We start from the raw sequence: 14,659 nt of genomic DNA on the forward strand, positions 1-14,659 counted from the left end.
GCCGTCGGTGTCGCGGATCCGCTCGACCAGGCCCGCCAGCAGCAGGTCGAGGCGGCGGCGTGCGGCGTGCGGCAGGGCGGCCGCGCGGGGGCTGTAGGCCGCGTTGAAGGTGCGGGCGGCCCGGTAGGCGTGCCGCGAGGGGTGCGGCGCCCGGTGGACGGTCACCTCGAGGCCGGCTCCCCGGCCGCGCTGCCTGCCGTCTTCGACGTGGTCGAACGCGAGGTCCGGGGCGGTCACGTCCCGGTCTTCGAGGCCGGACCGGAATTCGTCCTCCAGCAGCGCGAACAGCGCGGGCCCGTGTGCCTGCCGCCGCGCCGCGGTGTCGTGGAGGGCGAACCGGACGTCCGGCAGGTCCCCGTCGTGCTCCAGCAGCAGGGCGGTGTTGCGGGCGACCAGGTCGACCAGCGCGCCGAGCGACGCCTGGTCTTCCGGCGCCAGCCGCAGCGGACCGTCTTCCGGGAGCTCGACCGCCCAGCGGCGCACGACCGGGTCCGTCCGCGCCGCGGTGCCCCCGGACCCGTGCCGGGGTGCCCCGGTGGCCGCGGGCAGCGGGACGAGCTCGGCCCCGGGCGTGGAACGGGCGTCCGCCATCTCGGCGTCGGCGGAACCCGCCCGCGGGCCGGGTTCGGGTTCGGGGATCGACGGCAGGGTCACCGTCGCCGAGGCCTGGCCGGCCCGGAACGAGTAGTCCCCGTCCGAAGTGAGGTGCAGCTGCGGCATCAGCTCCTCGACCGACGGCAGGTCCGCCACCCCCCGGGCCGCGCCTTCGGCCACGGTTTCGGTGAGCGCCTGCCGCACCAGCGCGGTGAATCCCGCCTCGCGCTCGGCGTGCGCGGCGGCCACCTCGTTGACCTGGCCCCGGACGGCCACCAGCACCGGCGGCAGCGGCCGGAGCCTGGCCCGGATCGCCCGCACGGCCGCGCCCTGCACGGCCCAGCGCACCCGGTTCGCGTGCGCGACGGGCAGCAGGGCCGAGCGGTGGGCGTAGTCGACGTCCAAGGTCTCCGCGGTCCGGTAGTCGGCGACCCGCCGCCCGGGGCCGGGGTGGGTCCACAGCTCGAGGCGGCGATCGGTACCCGCGGTGAAGACCGCCGCGGTGACGGCCAGCCCCGTGCTGTCGGCGGTGTGCCGGGGCTCGCCGTCCTGAAGGGCCCGCAGCTGCGCGTCGATCAGCAGGCGGAAGCGGTCCGCCAGCGCCGGCACGGCCGCCCGCTCCCACGCGGCGCCGGCGTACCCGGTCAGCCGGATGTCGAGCCCCTCGCGGCCGTCGCGGGCGAGCTCGAGCAGCCGGACGGCGAACGCGCGGGCCAGGTCCGCCAGCGCGGCGTCGTCGGCGCCGCGCAGCTGCCGGTTCCGGTCGAACCGGCCGGTCCACTCGTGCGTGGCGCCGTCCGGCCGGTCGCCGGGACCGGCCAGCTCCACCGACCGTGCCGGCGAGCCGTCGGCGCGGGTGCCCGCGGGCCGGACCTCGCCGTCTTCGAAGACCTCGATCCGGGTGACCGGACCGCCGACGCGGCCGCGGTAGCCGTCCTCGCGCAGCAGGGTGCGCAGGGCGGCCAACCGGCCGCTCAGCACCGGATCGCCCACGGCGCAGGCCAGGAACACCAGCTTCGGCCGCGCCCGCCAGGCCTGGGCGCCCGGCAGGCCGGCGCTGTGCAGCAGCCGCAGGACGCCGTGCTCGTCGAGCCGGATCCGGGTGCGGTCGGACTTGCGCCACACCGAGAAGCCGTCCTCGCTGTGGTGGATGGCCGTGGTGTAGGCGTCCGGGTCGCCGGCCCCGCGCTCGAACGCGCGCCGCACGATCGCGGCCTCGTCGCCGCCGGGCCGGGGGAAGAACACACCCGCGGTCCCGCCCGCGCCGTGCGAGAGCGGCACCATGTCCAGATCGGACAGGTCGACGGGGGCGGCGATCTCGCGGAGGTAGCCCCCGCCGGCGACGGTGAGGGTGCCGCCCGTGCCGGCGATCACCTCCTGGTCGGCGCCGAACAGGACCACCGGCCGGAAGTCGCGTTCCCACGCCCGTTTGACGCCGAAGCCGACGGTGACCTGCCCGGGCCGCCGTCCGTCGACCCGGCAGTGGCCGAGCAGCACCAGGCCGCCGGGGGCGCCGGCCCGCACGAAGATCTCGCTGGCGTAGACCGCCCGGGCCGCTTGGTCCTCTTCCCACGTCAGCTTGTCGCCGGCGACGTGCGGACGGCCGGTCCGCATCGCGAAGACGAGCCCGTCGAGGCCGCCGTGCCCGTCGACGCGCCACGGCCGGCTGCCGAAGCCGGCCCACGGCACGACGGCCCGCACCACGGTGCCCGGCAGCTGCCGGTCGTAAGTCGTCCTCTCCGTGCTCGCGTACCGCAGCCCGTGCAGCGCTTCGTTCGCCGCGTCGAACGCCTTGGAGGGGAAGAACTGGCCGTGCACGACGCCGTCGAGCGTCACGTGCGGGTAGCTCAGCAGGTCACCGGGTCCGGGCTGGACCGGGTCGAGGCGCGCGAACCCGTCGCCGTCGACCCGCAGCGTGCCCGACGCCGAGAACGAGACCGGCCCGAGCGGCCGGAACAGGGTGCGGGCGTACCCGCCCGGCAGCAGGCCCGCGGAGAACGCCGTCAGGGACGAGGTGCCGGCACCGAGCCCGAGCACCAGGAACGGCACGTCGGCCTGGTCGCCCGCCAGGGCCCGCAGGTCCTCGTCGTCGCGCAGCACCTCGCTCAACCAGGTCTCGTCGAGCAGGACCTGGGCGTCGTCGCCGCGCACACCCGCGTACCGGCCCGGCGCCGGGCTGCTCGCGACGATGAGCACCGGCGGCTGCTGCGGGTCCCACGGCACGGCCCGGCGCGTGCCGTCGCGGTCGAGGAACTCCGCGAACGACTCGGCGGTGGTGCGGGCGAGCCAGTCCCGCAGGCCCTCGGCCAGCTCGTCGTCGCCCGCCGCCCGCACGAGCCGGAGCGAGAGCGAGCCCTCGGGATTGCTCAGCGAGAGCGTCTTGAGGTCCCCCGCGCGCCACCGGGACACCGGCACGAACACCGATCCCGGTTCGAGCGTGAGCCCGGTGCCGTCGGCGCGGACCCCCTTCGTCGGGGCGAAGACGTCCGGGAAGAGCCCGGCGGCCCGGAACGCCCCCGCGAGGTCGAAGCCCAGCCCACCGAAGTTCACCCGGGCGCCGCCGCCGGCGGACACCACCACGACCGGCCGGTCCGGCGCGTGCTCCAGCACTTCGCGGAACTCGGGCACCGACAGCAGCAGCCGCCCGACCGCGCTCCCCGTCACCTCCACGTCCGGTCCGTCGGCCAGGCCCAGCTTCGCGTGGTCCGCCGCGCCGTCCAGCACGACGAACACCGGGCGGCGCGGGCCCCACGGTCCGCGCACGGTGGCCGCGCCGGCGTCGGCGAGCTGCCCGAAGGCCCACACCGGCGCGAACGAGCGGCTGCGGTCTTCGCCCGTGAGGAAGCCGAACACCGAACCGAAGAAGGCGGGGTCGAAGTCCTCCACCGGGATCGGCACCTCGCGGAACGCGCTCCCGCCGGGCAGGGTCAGGAACCCGTAGTGGCGGTCGATCCCCACCGGGCCGGTGAACACGTGCGCCGGCCACGGTCCCGACAGCGCCCGAAGCTCCGCCAGCAGCGCGTCGTTCGGGTCGGCGGCCGGGATCCCCGCCGGATCGGAAGTGGCGATCACGAGCGGACGGCGGACCGCGGCGGCGGCGATCCGCCGGAAGACGGGCGTCTCCCGGATCAGCCGGGCCAGCTCGGCCGGGCTCACCCACACCCGGGCGTGGCGTTCGGCCAGCCCGATGAGGTACCCACCCGACCGGCCGTCGAGCAGCAGGTGGAACGGGCGCGCCCGGCCGGGGCCGGTCGCCCCGGCCCAGGCCGCGACGACTTCGGTCCGGGCGTCCTCGTCGCTCTCCTCGTGACGCTCGTCCGCGCCGGGCTCGGCGGCGAGCACCCGCTGGGCGTGGTCGGTGGCCTGCCGGACGGCCTTCTGCGCCAGCTTCCCGACCCACCGGCCGGCGGGGAAGCCGAGGCCGTGGTCCCGCTCGTGCGCGTCGGTCAGCGGCAGCCAGTAGACATCGGCCAGGTGCAGCCGGGAAACGCGGGAGAACGTCCCGCGGCCCGGATCGCCGGCCACGGGCCGGTCGGCGACGTCGACTTCGCGGTACGGTCCGCGGCCCCGCAGCGCCTCGGCGAACTCGCCCAGGGCGGCGACGGGCCGCTCGGGCCCGGCGAGAACGACGCTGACCGCGAACTCCGGTTCCGCGAACAGCGCCCGCCGGTACGCCGGGCTGCTCTTGACCGCGGCCGCGAGGCCGGCTCCGTCGAGCACCTCGCCGCCGACGTCGAACCCGCCGTCGCGAGCGGTCACGAACACGTACAGCGGACGGCCGTCTTCGCGCGCCGGCAGGTCTTCGTAGACCTCTTTCCAGTGCGCCAGTTCCCCGGGTCCGGCCGCGAAGGCCAGCGCACCCGCCGCGTCCCCGGTTCCGTCGAACGCTTCGCCCGGGGTGGCGTGCCTGGCCCGTTTGGCCGCCGGTCCGGCGGGCGGCGGGGCCAGGTGCTCCGGCGCTTTCAGCCCGAGGCGGGCCGGCGCGTCGTCGGGAACGGGCAGGGCGTAGGTGGCGGGTTCGGTCCGCCCGCCCGGGTGCTGCTTCACCCACGGTTCACCCTCGCTCGCGACGAAGCCCGGCCGGCCGTCACGGGTGACACCCAGGTCGCCGACCCGCACGGCCGGGCCCGGCCCCTCGACCCCGGCCCACAGCAGCTTCGCCGGCCGGTACACGACCCGGTCCAGCCTGTCGGCCAGGCCGAGGGTGAACTCCGCCAGCCCGTCGACGTTGCAGTCGTAGACCCGGACCGGGTCGGAGCCGTTCCAGCCGCCGCGCCGCAGGGCTTCGCGCGCCGCGGCCACGTCCCGCAGTCCTTCGTCCGCCAGCACCAGGCCGAACACGCCGTCCTCGCGGGGCAGCCACCGGGCCGCGCGCCCCCACGCCGAGCCGGGGTCGCCGAGCACCACGCCGGCGCGGACCGGCGTCACGGCCTGGCCGCCCGGGAGGTGGGAAGTGGTGCCCGTGACCGGGGCGAGCCCACCGGGCACCGGGCGCGCCCGGCGGCGGGCCGGAACGCGGTCGGCCAGCCCGGCGGCCTCGACTGCCTCGTCAAGGTCCTTCGCGGCCAGCCGGCGCCGCTCGGCGCCGTCGCGGTAGAGCACCCACCCGCCCTCGCTCGCGGGAGCGGGCGAGGCCACCCCGCGTGCGCCGAAGGCGACCGATCCCGCCCGCACCCGGCCGTGGGCGGACAGCGTGGCGCCGCCGCCCGGGGCCAGCACCTGCGCCCGGCTGTGCTCCGAGACGGTCCCGGCGAGCGTGCGCGCCCCCGGCTCGGGATCGGCGGCCGGGGTGGCCGCACCGTCGGCGAGGAGCACGAACTTCAGGTGCTCGGCCACGTCCCGGTAGCGCAGGTGCAGCAGCTGCGCGTACTCGCGGAAGGTGCGGGTGCTGCCGTCCCACAGCCGCACGTGCTTGCCGTCGGGGGTGAGCGTCACCTTGACGACCTGGACCCCGGGGTACCGCGGCAGCAGTTCGGCGACGCGCACCGCGGACGCCACGCTGTCCCCGGGTGCCGGGAAGACGAGACCGTGGCTCGGGGCGCCGACGGTGAGCAGCCGTTTGCGGTCGTCGGTGTAGCCGGTCGGCTCCCACGGCCGCGTCGCGGCGTACAGCTGGATCACCTGGTCGCGCGCGGCCGGGCTCAGCTCCAGCAGGTCCAGCAGCTCCTGGAACCGGGCCCACCGCTGCCGCTCGTTCAGGGGGGCCGCGTCCGGGCGCCACAGCAGGTCGGGGTGGCGCAGGGCGGCGGCGATCTCCTTGACCTGCTGCCGGAAGCCCTCGCCGCGCAGCTTCGCCTCGATTTCGAAGCCCATCCGGGCGTCGGGGTCGGAGCTGACCCCACCGGGAACCCCGTCGGCGTGGTAGCCGATCGGGGCGGCCGCGCCCCGCGCCGCTTCGAGAACCCGCCGGTCGGTCGGGCGGTGGTGCAGCTCGATCACGGCCCGGCGCCCGGCCGCACCGCCGCCCGACCGGCCGCCCGAACCGGCTTCCACCTCCGCCGTCAGCTCGGCCAGCGGCGGCAGGCTTTCCCCGTTCGCGGTCCGTTCCCGGTGCTCGGCCGCCATTCCGGAGAGCAGGACGTCGCGCACGGCGGTGGCGCGCTCGAGCCCCGATTCGCGCGCGGAGAACAACGTGGTGCCGTAGCCGGTGATCCGGACGGTGGTGCGGGGCCGGCCCTGCCGGTGCTGGTCGAGGCGGTCGGCGAACAGCTTCCGGCCGAGGTCCGTGACGGCGCGGCGGTCGGCCGGCGCCGGCGTCTTGACGCCCTTGCCGCCGAAGGGCACGGTGATCCGCTCCGGTGCGGCCGCGTCCGCGGGCCGCGGGGGCATCGGCACGAACCCGGCGTCCTCCGGCGCGGTGAGCAGCGCTTCGAGCTCGGGGTGCCGGTTCGGCAGGATCTGCTGCAGGTAATCGCCGAACCGCGGCACGTCGTCGAGCAGCCCGGCCCGGGCCGGGCTTTCCCCGAGGATCGACCGCACCGCGGCGAAGAGCTCGTCTTCGCCCGGGTAGGCGCCGGTTTCGACGCCGCGTCCGTAGAGCCCGGTGACGTGGTCCTTGATCCGCCCGGCCAGCTTCCGCCGCGCGACGATCTCCGCGTGCCGGACCTGGTCGCCTTCCTCCAGGTTGCGCACCAGGCGGTCGTACTCGCGGAGCGAATCCAGCTGCCGGTACCGGTCGCGGTCCACCACCCACTGCGAGGCGTGCGCGTCGGTGACGATCGCGTACGGGACGGTCATCTGGCCGTCTTCGCCCCACCGCCAGGTGTCCCGGCGCAGCACGTCCATGACGTCGGTGACCGTCTTCAGCGGCCCCTCGATCGGCGGCTCGGGAAGCTCCGCCCCCATCCGCGCGATCCACTCCCGCTGCCCCAGCGGGTGATCGGCGAAGGACGGGTCGAAGACCATCCACTCCGGACCCCGCGGGCCGCGGACGTAGACCAGGGCGGCGGTGTGGAAGTCCCAGATGATCTCCTCGCCGGCCCCGTCGAAGTCGTTGTCGGGCCCGCGCAGCCCCTCGTCCCAGGCCGCGAAGATCTTGCGCGGCTCGGCGCCGAGCTGCTGCAGCTTCAGCACGCTCAGGTGTGCCCGGACGTAGCACCCTTCGTCGGTGTACTCGTGCGGCACCGGGACGGAGCGGTCCCGCAGGTCCAGCGTCATGGCCTTGAGTTCGCGCAGCCACTCGAGCGCGGTGTCCCACTCGACGGCGGTCGGGGTCGCTCGCCACGCCGCCACCTCGGGCGACGGCTGCGCGAACACGTGGTCGAGGTAGTCGCTCTCCTCCGGCAACGCGGTGCGCAGGTCCTCTTCCAGGTCGCGGGGCTCGCCACCGTCGCGGGCGGTCAGCTGCCGGTACGCGCCGGTCACGGCCCACAGCGCCCGCGGGTTGCGGTCCAGCCGCTCCACCAACGCCAGCGCGTCACCCTCGACGCCGGAAGCGATCCAGTCCGCGAGGACCGCCGCGAAGCGCTGCACGTCCGGCAGGTCCGGCAGGTCCACGCCGGCGTCGGTCCGGATCAGCGGGACCGGCGGCACGTCGCCGGGCTCGAGGTGACTGCCCGCGGTGACGCCGAAGCGGTCCAGTACCCGGTGGACCTGTTCCTCGGTGAGCCGGCCCGCTTCCTGCGCCCGGTCGAGCGCGGTGCCCAGGTCCGTGCCGGCGGCCTCGGCGAACGCCGCAGCGAACGCCGCGCCGTCGCGGCGGACGTGGGCTTGGCGCAGGATGTTCAGCACTTCCCGGAAGTCCACCGGGTCCGGGCCGGCGAGCTGGTCGTGCAGCCGCCGCGCGTACGGGCCGTCCGCCACGGGGACCATGTCCTCCCCGGCGAGCCGCGGGCCGTCCGTCCCGGTCAGGTCCGGCAGCGCCGTCCGCGCGGGCACCGGGTTCCACCCGGCGACCGGGCCCAGCTGGCCGGCCATCGTGCGCTCGAGCAGCCACGCGTGCCGCGGCTTGAACACCGCACCCGTGTGGATCGCCGCCCCCATCGGCCCGTCGTCGGCGGCCACCCGGCTGCGCCCGGCGGTGCGCAGGAAGACGCGGTTCGCGTCCAGGCCTTCGTCCACCAGGCCCAGGAAGTGCAGGACCTCGTGCGCGAGCGCCCGTCCGTCGCGGACGTTCCACCGGAGCTGGTGGCTCTCGCGCGGATCGGCGGCCTCGAGCAGGACGACGCCGGCGTGCGCGGGCTCGTCCGCCGCCGTGAACTCGACGCGCACGTGCAGCTGGTCCCCGCCCGGCAGCCGCAGCCCGCCGGTGACGCCCAGGTCGGTCAGCCCGGCGCGCACCTGCTTCAAGACGGCGCGTCGTTCGGCGCCGGTCACCGCGGACGCGTCCGGCCGCAGCCGCACGGTGTACTCCTGCACGAACCGGCCGGGGCGCACCTCCATCCGGCGCAGGTCGTAGCGCACCAGGTGCGGGTACCGGCCGATCCGCAGCCGGCGCCCGTCCGGCCCCAGCTCCGCCCGCACCTTCGGGTCGGCCAGTTCGGTGTCCACCGTGCGCACCTGCGCGCCGGCGCGCAGGTGCTCCCACTCCGCCGGCCGCAGCGGATCGGCCGGCGCGTCGAACCAGCTCGCCGACCCGGCCTCGCTGTGCCGCCATGCCTCGTCGGCCGCCGGGTCCCCGGCCCGCGGCGCTGTAGTTCGGGTTCCGGCCGGGGCGTTCGGCTTCGGCTCGTTGGCTCGCGGCGCTGCAGCCGAAGTCTCTGCCGGGGTGTTCGGCACCGGCTGCCGCGACTCAGCCGACGGCTCCTCGGCCCGCGGCGTTTCAGCCGAAGTCCCGGCCGGGCCGTCCGGCGCCTGCCGCGGTGGCATCGGGACGAAGTCCTCACCCGGGGAGACCGTCCGGTCCGCTCGCGAGTGCCGGCGGCGGTGGGCGCGGGCCGCTTCGGCCTGCCGGCTCCGGTCGGTGGGCACCCCGGACGGCCCCGGCAGCTCCGGGAGGGTGTCGTGCCAGTCCTGGGCCGCGGGCCGGTTCAGGTCGTCCAACAGGTCGCGGAAGCCGAAGTCGTCGCCCTCCAAGCCCTGGTACGGGTCGAAGTCCTCCTCGTCGAAGCCCGGCCACGGGTCGAACGGCTCGTAGACGTCCTGGGCCGGTACCCCGCCCTCGTCGTCTTGGAGGAGGGCGTTCAGCAGCTCGGCCAGGTCGTCGTCGACGTCCTGCGCCTCCTCGGCCGCCCGGCCGGCCGGGGTACCGGCGCCGAGGATGTCGTCGTCCGGCACCGCCGCCGCGGGGCCGGCCTCCGCCGCCCGGCGCTCCTCCCGCGCCGCCGCCGACTTCCACATCTCGCGAACCCGGCCGGGCTCGATCGAGTCGTCGCCGGACCAGTGCACGACGTCCGCGGCGGTGACGGCGGAACCGTCTCCCGGCGTCGTCACGTCCCGCATCCCCAGCAACCAGAACCGCAGCAGCTTCGCCGAGTGCCCCGACAAGCGCTCCCCCGCCGCCGGGACCGCGTACGCCGGCGGCAGCACGCCCCGCTCCTTCAACGACTCCAGCTCCGCGACCCACGTCGGCGTGTTCGATTCCCACGGCCGCCACGACAGCAGGCCGGCGGTGGCGGCGTCGACCGCGCCGGTGTCCGCGGGCAGCAGCTTCCGCCACCGTCGCAGGGTGCGGACGTTGACCGTGGTCGGCCCGGCCAGCCGCACGATCTCCGGCTTGCTGAACGCGGGCCGGCCGGCCACCCGCTCGCCCAGCATGCCCAGCGCCCACTTGCGGAACGCGATGCGGATCGGCCCGGCGGGCCACCTACCCGGCGCCGGCCGGTCCGCCGGCCGGAGCAGCCCGCGGGTGTGCAGCCGCTCCCACGCCTCGCGCCACGTCGCCGACTCCGACGTCCACGGGCGCCACGACTCGAGTTCCGCGTATTCGGCCGGCTGCGCGACGGCACCCGGCTCCGGCTCCGGCCGGCGCTCCTCCGCCCAGCGCCACAGGTCGCGCAGCTTCTTCCGCTCGACCGGGATGCCCGCCCACTGCACGACTTCCGCCGGGATGACGGCGGGACCCCCGCCCGGCGTCACCACCCCTCGCATCCCCAGCAACCAGAACCGCAGCAGCTTGGCCGTCAGCCCCGACGCCTGCTCGCCCGCGGCCGGCACCGCGAACGCCGGTGGCAGCACTCCCTGTTCCCGCAACGATTCCAGGTGGGCCAGCCACGTCGAAGCGCCCGGGTCCCACGGCCGCCACGACACCAGGCCCACGGTCACGTCGTCCGCGGCGCCGGGGGCGTCGGCGGGCAGCAGCCGCCGCCACTTGCGCAACGTGATGAGCGTGATCGCCGTGGACCCGGCCAGTTCCACGATTTCCGGCGCCGTGAAGGCGGGCCGGCCGGCCACCGTCTCGCCGAGCATGCCCAGAACCCAGGTGCGGAACGCTTTCCAGGGCAGCCCGGTCAACCGCTCGTCCGCCGCCGGGAGCCGGTACGCCGCGGGCAGCCATCCCTGCGCGTACAGCCGTTCCCACTCCTCGCGCCACGTCGACGCGTCGGAATTCCACGGTCGCCAGGATTCGAGACGCCTCTCGGCTTCGCCCGTGCGGGCGCTCGAACCCGACGGCGCGCCCTCGGTCGTCACGGTGAGCCAGGTTCCGTTCGAACTGGCCACGACCGGTGCCGAGCGCGGGTACTCCAAGGCGGGCGCGAACTCGTCGGGGTCGAGCGCGGACCCCTGGCTGCGGAGCTCTTCGCCGACGAAGGCGCGGACCAGCGCCCCCAGGTAGCCGGAGCCGAGCGGCGCGTCGGTACCCGCCTCGACGGCCACCCGGATCGGCGGCATCTTGTCCGCGCCGGCGGCCAGTGCCCGCGCCGCCGCACCCCGGACGACCCGGCGCAGCCGGTCCACGTGCGCCGACGGCAGCTCGCCGGACCCGGCCGGGAACTCCACTTCCAGCGCGGATGCGTCGCGGTAGCCGGCCGTCGTCCGGGCGGGATCCGGGAACCGGAGCAGCCGGTAGTTGCCGGGCGAGGGGTCCGTGGCCTTCTTCCACTGGAAGAGAGTCGTCACCTTCAGTCCCGCGCCGGCCGCAGTCACCACCGACCCGCCGGCGGTGCGGCGAGCGATCTCTTCGTCGATCAGGCGGAGCAGGATGTGCGGCATGGCCCGGAGACGGGCCTGCACGGTGGCGCGCTGCAACCGGGCCGTGCCCTGCCGGGGCCACGAGTGGATGATGCGCAGGTCGGGTGGTTCGGTGCCGCGGGCGGCCCGGTCCAGCAGCTCGGGCACCAGGTCGCGCGCCACCTGCCGCAGGGCGGCCTCGTCGGCGGGCACCAGCCGGTCGGTGCTCTGGTTGCGGCCTTCGCCGTCGAACCCGCCCCGCCACAGCTCCGCCGCGCCGGCCGCGACCGGGTCCCAGTCGGAGCTGACGGGCGGGACCGGCGCGCCGGTTTCCCAGCGCACCTCCGTCGCGCCCTCCTCCCCGGAAAGCCACGTCCCGGGCGCGGGCGGGCCGGCGGGGACCGGCACCGCGGGGGCCAGCGCGACCCGCAGCCCGGCACCGTGCATGGCGGTGTCCTCGGTCTCCGGCCCGGGGAACAGCAGCTCGGGCACCAGCTCGGCCGGACGGCGGTCCGGTGCGAGGCGGGCGGCTTCCTCGGCGACGACGGCGTGGACCAGCTCGGTCAGGTGGGTCACGCGGGCCTCGTGGACCTGCGCCCGCTCCCGTTCGGCCCGCTCGGCTTCGAACCGGATCGGCGGTATCGGGCCCACACCGTGCGCCCAGGCCCGTTCCACGTGCCCGCGGACGACCTCGCGGAGGCGGTTCGCGTGCGCGGCCGGCAGCTCCGCCACCCCGTGCGGGTACTCCAGCGCAACGGACGTGGCCGTCCGGTAAGCGGCGCGCGGCGCCCCCGGGTCAGGGAACCACAGCAGCGAGTACTTGCTGGGCGACGTGTCGTCGTCCTTCTTCCGCGCGTAGATCGAGTCGACCGCGAGCCCGAGGCCGGCCGAGGTGAACCCCGGGCCGCCGCCGGTGCTCCGGTCGAGTTCCTCGTCGACGAGTTCGGTGAGGATGCGGACGATCTCCGCGCGGTGCCGCCGCATGCCCGGGCGCTGCAGCTTCGCCGTGCCCTGCTGCTCCAGGTCGTGGACCATGCGCAGGTCCGGTGGCTCCAGCCCGAGCCCGGCCCGGCGCAGCAGCTCGGGCACCAGCGCGCGCACGACCTGCCGCAGGGCGCCGAGGTCGGCCGGGAGCAGCGTGTCGTACTTCTGCGAAGCCGCCTTCCCGGAGAAGTTGCCGGTCCACAGCAGCTGGGCGCCGCCGGCCAGGGGATCCCACCGGGCTCCGGCGAACGGCGGGACCGGGGGCGCCGGCTGCTCGGGCCGTTCCCACTGCGTCCCGGCCGCGATCGGCTGCGGTTCCACGCGCGACGGCCCGGCCACGGGCCCGGCGGCGCCGAAGGGCCCAGCCACCGGCCCGCCGAGAAGGCTCGTCCCGGACGGCCCAGCCGCCGACGAACCCGCCACCGGCCCGCCGAGAAGGCTCGTCCCGGACGGCCCAGCCACGGGCCCCGTGGCGCCGGACGGCCCGGCCACCGACGAACCCGCCGCCGGTTGCGGTTTGGGGCGTTCCTTCGCCCAGTTGGCCAGCGAGCCTTCGAGGGTGTTCTCGCCGGCCACGTTCTTGATCGCGAGCTGGCCGTGCACCGGCTTGCCGTCCTCGCCGGTCTCGGCGAGCATTCCGCGCGCCCACTGCCGCAGGGCGAGCCACGCCGCCCCGGTCGGTTTTCCGTCCTCGGCCGGGGCCGGGAAGCCGGCGGGCAACCGGCCGCCGTCGTGCAGCCGGGCCCACTGCTCCCGCCACGTCTTCGGCTGCCCGTGAACCCCGGACGGCCGCCAGTCCACCAGCTCGGCGACCCCGGCGTGCACCGGCTCGGCGGCCGCGGCCCGCGGCGGCCGCTGCTGCCGCGTGGGCCGGTCCTTGGCCCAGTTGCTCAGCGCGCCTTCGAGGGTGTTCTTGCCGGCCGCGGCCCGGATCGCGGGCAGGCCGTAGGCGGGTTCGCCGTCCTCGCCGGTCTCGGTGAGCATTCCGCGCGCCCACTGCCGCAGGGCGAGCCACGCCGCCCCGGTCGGCTTGTCCTCCCCGGCCGGCGCCGGGAAATCCGCGGGCAAGCGGCCCTCGGCCGAAAGCAGCGCCCACTGCGCCCGCCACGTCGCCGGCTGCCCCGCGGCCCCGGACGGCCGCCAGTTCTCCAGCGCGGCGACCCCGGAGTCCGCCGGGTGGTCGGGACCCAGGTGCGCCGGCTCGGCCAGCCCCAGCCGCGGCGGCGCGTCGGCCGGCACGGGCTGGGTGTAGTGCGGGAAGCGGCCCTTCTTGACGAGCTTGCGGTGCTTCGCCGCGATGTGCCAGCCGTCCGCCGGTTCGCGGAACCGCGGCCGTCCGTCGGCGGTGAAGGTGGTGTCCCCCACCCGCACCGCCGTTCCCGGCGTGTCGATGCCCAGCCACAGCAGACCCTTGGGCCACGCGAGGTCGACGCCCACCGCCTGGTGCAGGGCGGTGGCCAGGCCGTCGAGGTCGTCGACGTTGCAGGCGTAGAGCCGGATCCGGTCGCGGCCGTTCCAGTTCGCGGCGCGCAGCGCGGTCACCGCCGTGGGCACGTCCCGCAGCGCGTGGTCGAGCAGGACCAGGCCGAGCACGCCCGATTCGGCGGGCAGCCGGCTCGCCGCACGGCCCACCTTCGAGGCCGGATCGCCGAGGATCGCCCCGACCCGGGCCCGGGTGGCCGGGGTGCGGAGGCCGAGCGGGCGGGTCAGTGCGGTGGCGCCGTCGCGCGGGACCGGCGCCGGGGCGGACGCGGCCGGGGCCGAGCCGCGCCGGGTGGGTCCGGTGGCGGGTGCCGGGGTCGCGCCGGTCGCGGTGGCGGGGCGGGCAGCGGCCGGGTCGAGGCCGAGCGCGCGGGCTCCGGCCTCGTCGACGCGCAAGCTGACCGTCCCGTCGGGGCCCAGGTGCACCGGGGCCGACGCCGTTCCGTCGTGGGCGTGCAGGGTGATCGTGGGGTTGAGCGTGGCCTTGACCAGGTAGACCGGCCGGTCCTGCGCCGGGCCGGTGACGTCGGTGCGGTCCGGGTCGTCGGCGGGCAGCTCCCGGGTCTTCTCCTTCGTGAACGTGGCCAGGTCGCCGGCGAGCGCGGCGGGCAGGCCGCCGAGCGGGGTGGCGGTGAACTTGCCGGCGGTCGCGACCGCGGTGGTGGTGTCCTCGTCCGTCGCGTGGTGGCTCGTCACCGTTCCGCCCGGGATGGCGCGCACCAGTTCCCGGTCGGTGAGGTCGAAGGTGATCGCGACGCTCGCCACCGTCGTGCTGTCCACCGTCACGACGTGCCCGGCTCCGGTGAGCCCGGTGGCGAAGTGGGAGCTGAGCCGGTCGGCCCGGCTGCCGGCCAGCAGGCCGTGCCCGCGGCGGGCGTTGAGCCGCCCGAGCAGGCCCAGCAGCTGGTTCTGCAGCTTGGGCGCGGGGAACGGCCAGGCCGCGACGACGGCGTCCGCGGGTACCCCGGGCGTGCTGCCCTCGCGCCGCCACTGCTCCCGCAGCGAGCCGGGCCGGCGGTCCAGGGCGGTGCCGCCGGCGGGCAAGGCCGGG

1 protein-coding gene (running past both ends of the window) is annotated in these 14,659 nt (G+C 76.4%); it reads right to left on the reverse strand.

All 14,659 nt of this window come from inside a single coding sequence — locus Q5425_RS44760, protein-glutamine glutaminase family protein, on the reverse strand. Of the gene's 47,127 coding nucleotides, 15,998 precede the window and 16,470 follow it; the stretch shown corresponds to coding positions 15,999-30,657 (codon 5,333, partial, through codon 10,219, complete); the first complete codon in reading order (the gene reads right to left) occupies positions 14,656-14,658. Both the start codon and the stop codon lie outside the window.

The sequence above is a fragment of the Amycolatopsis sp. A133 genome (assembly GCF_031082405.1).
Taxonomy (GTDB): domain Bacteria; phylum Actinomycetota; class Actinomycetes; order Mycobacteriales; family Pseudonocardiaceae; genus Amycolatopsis.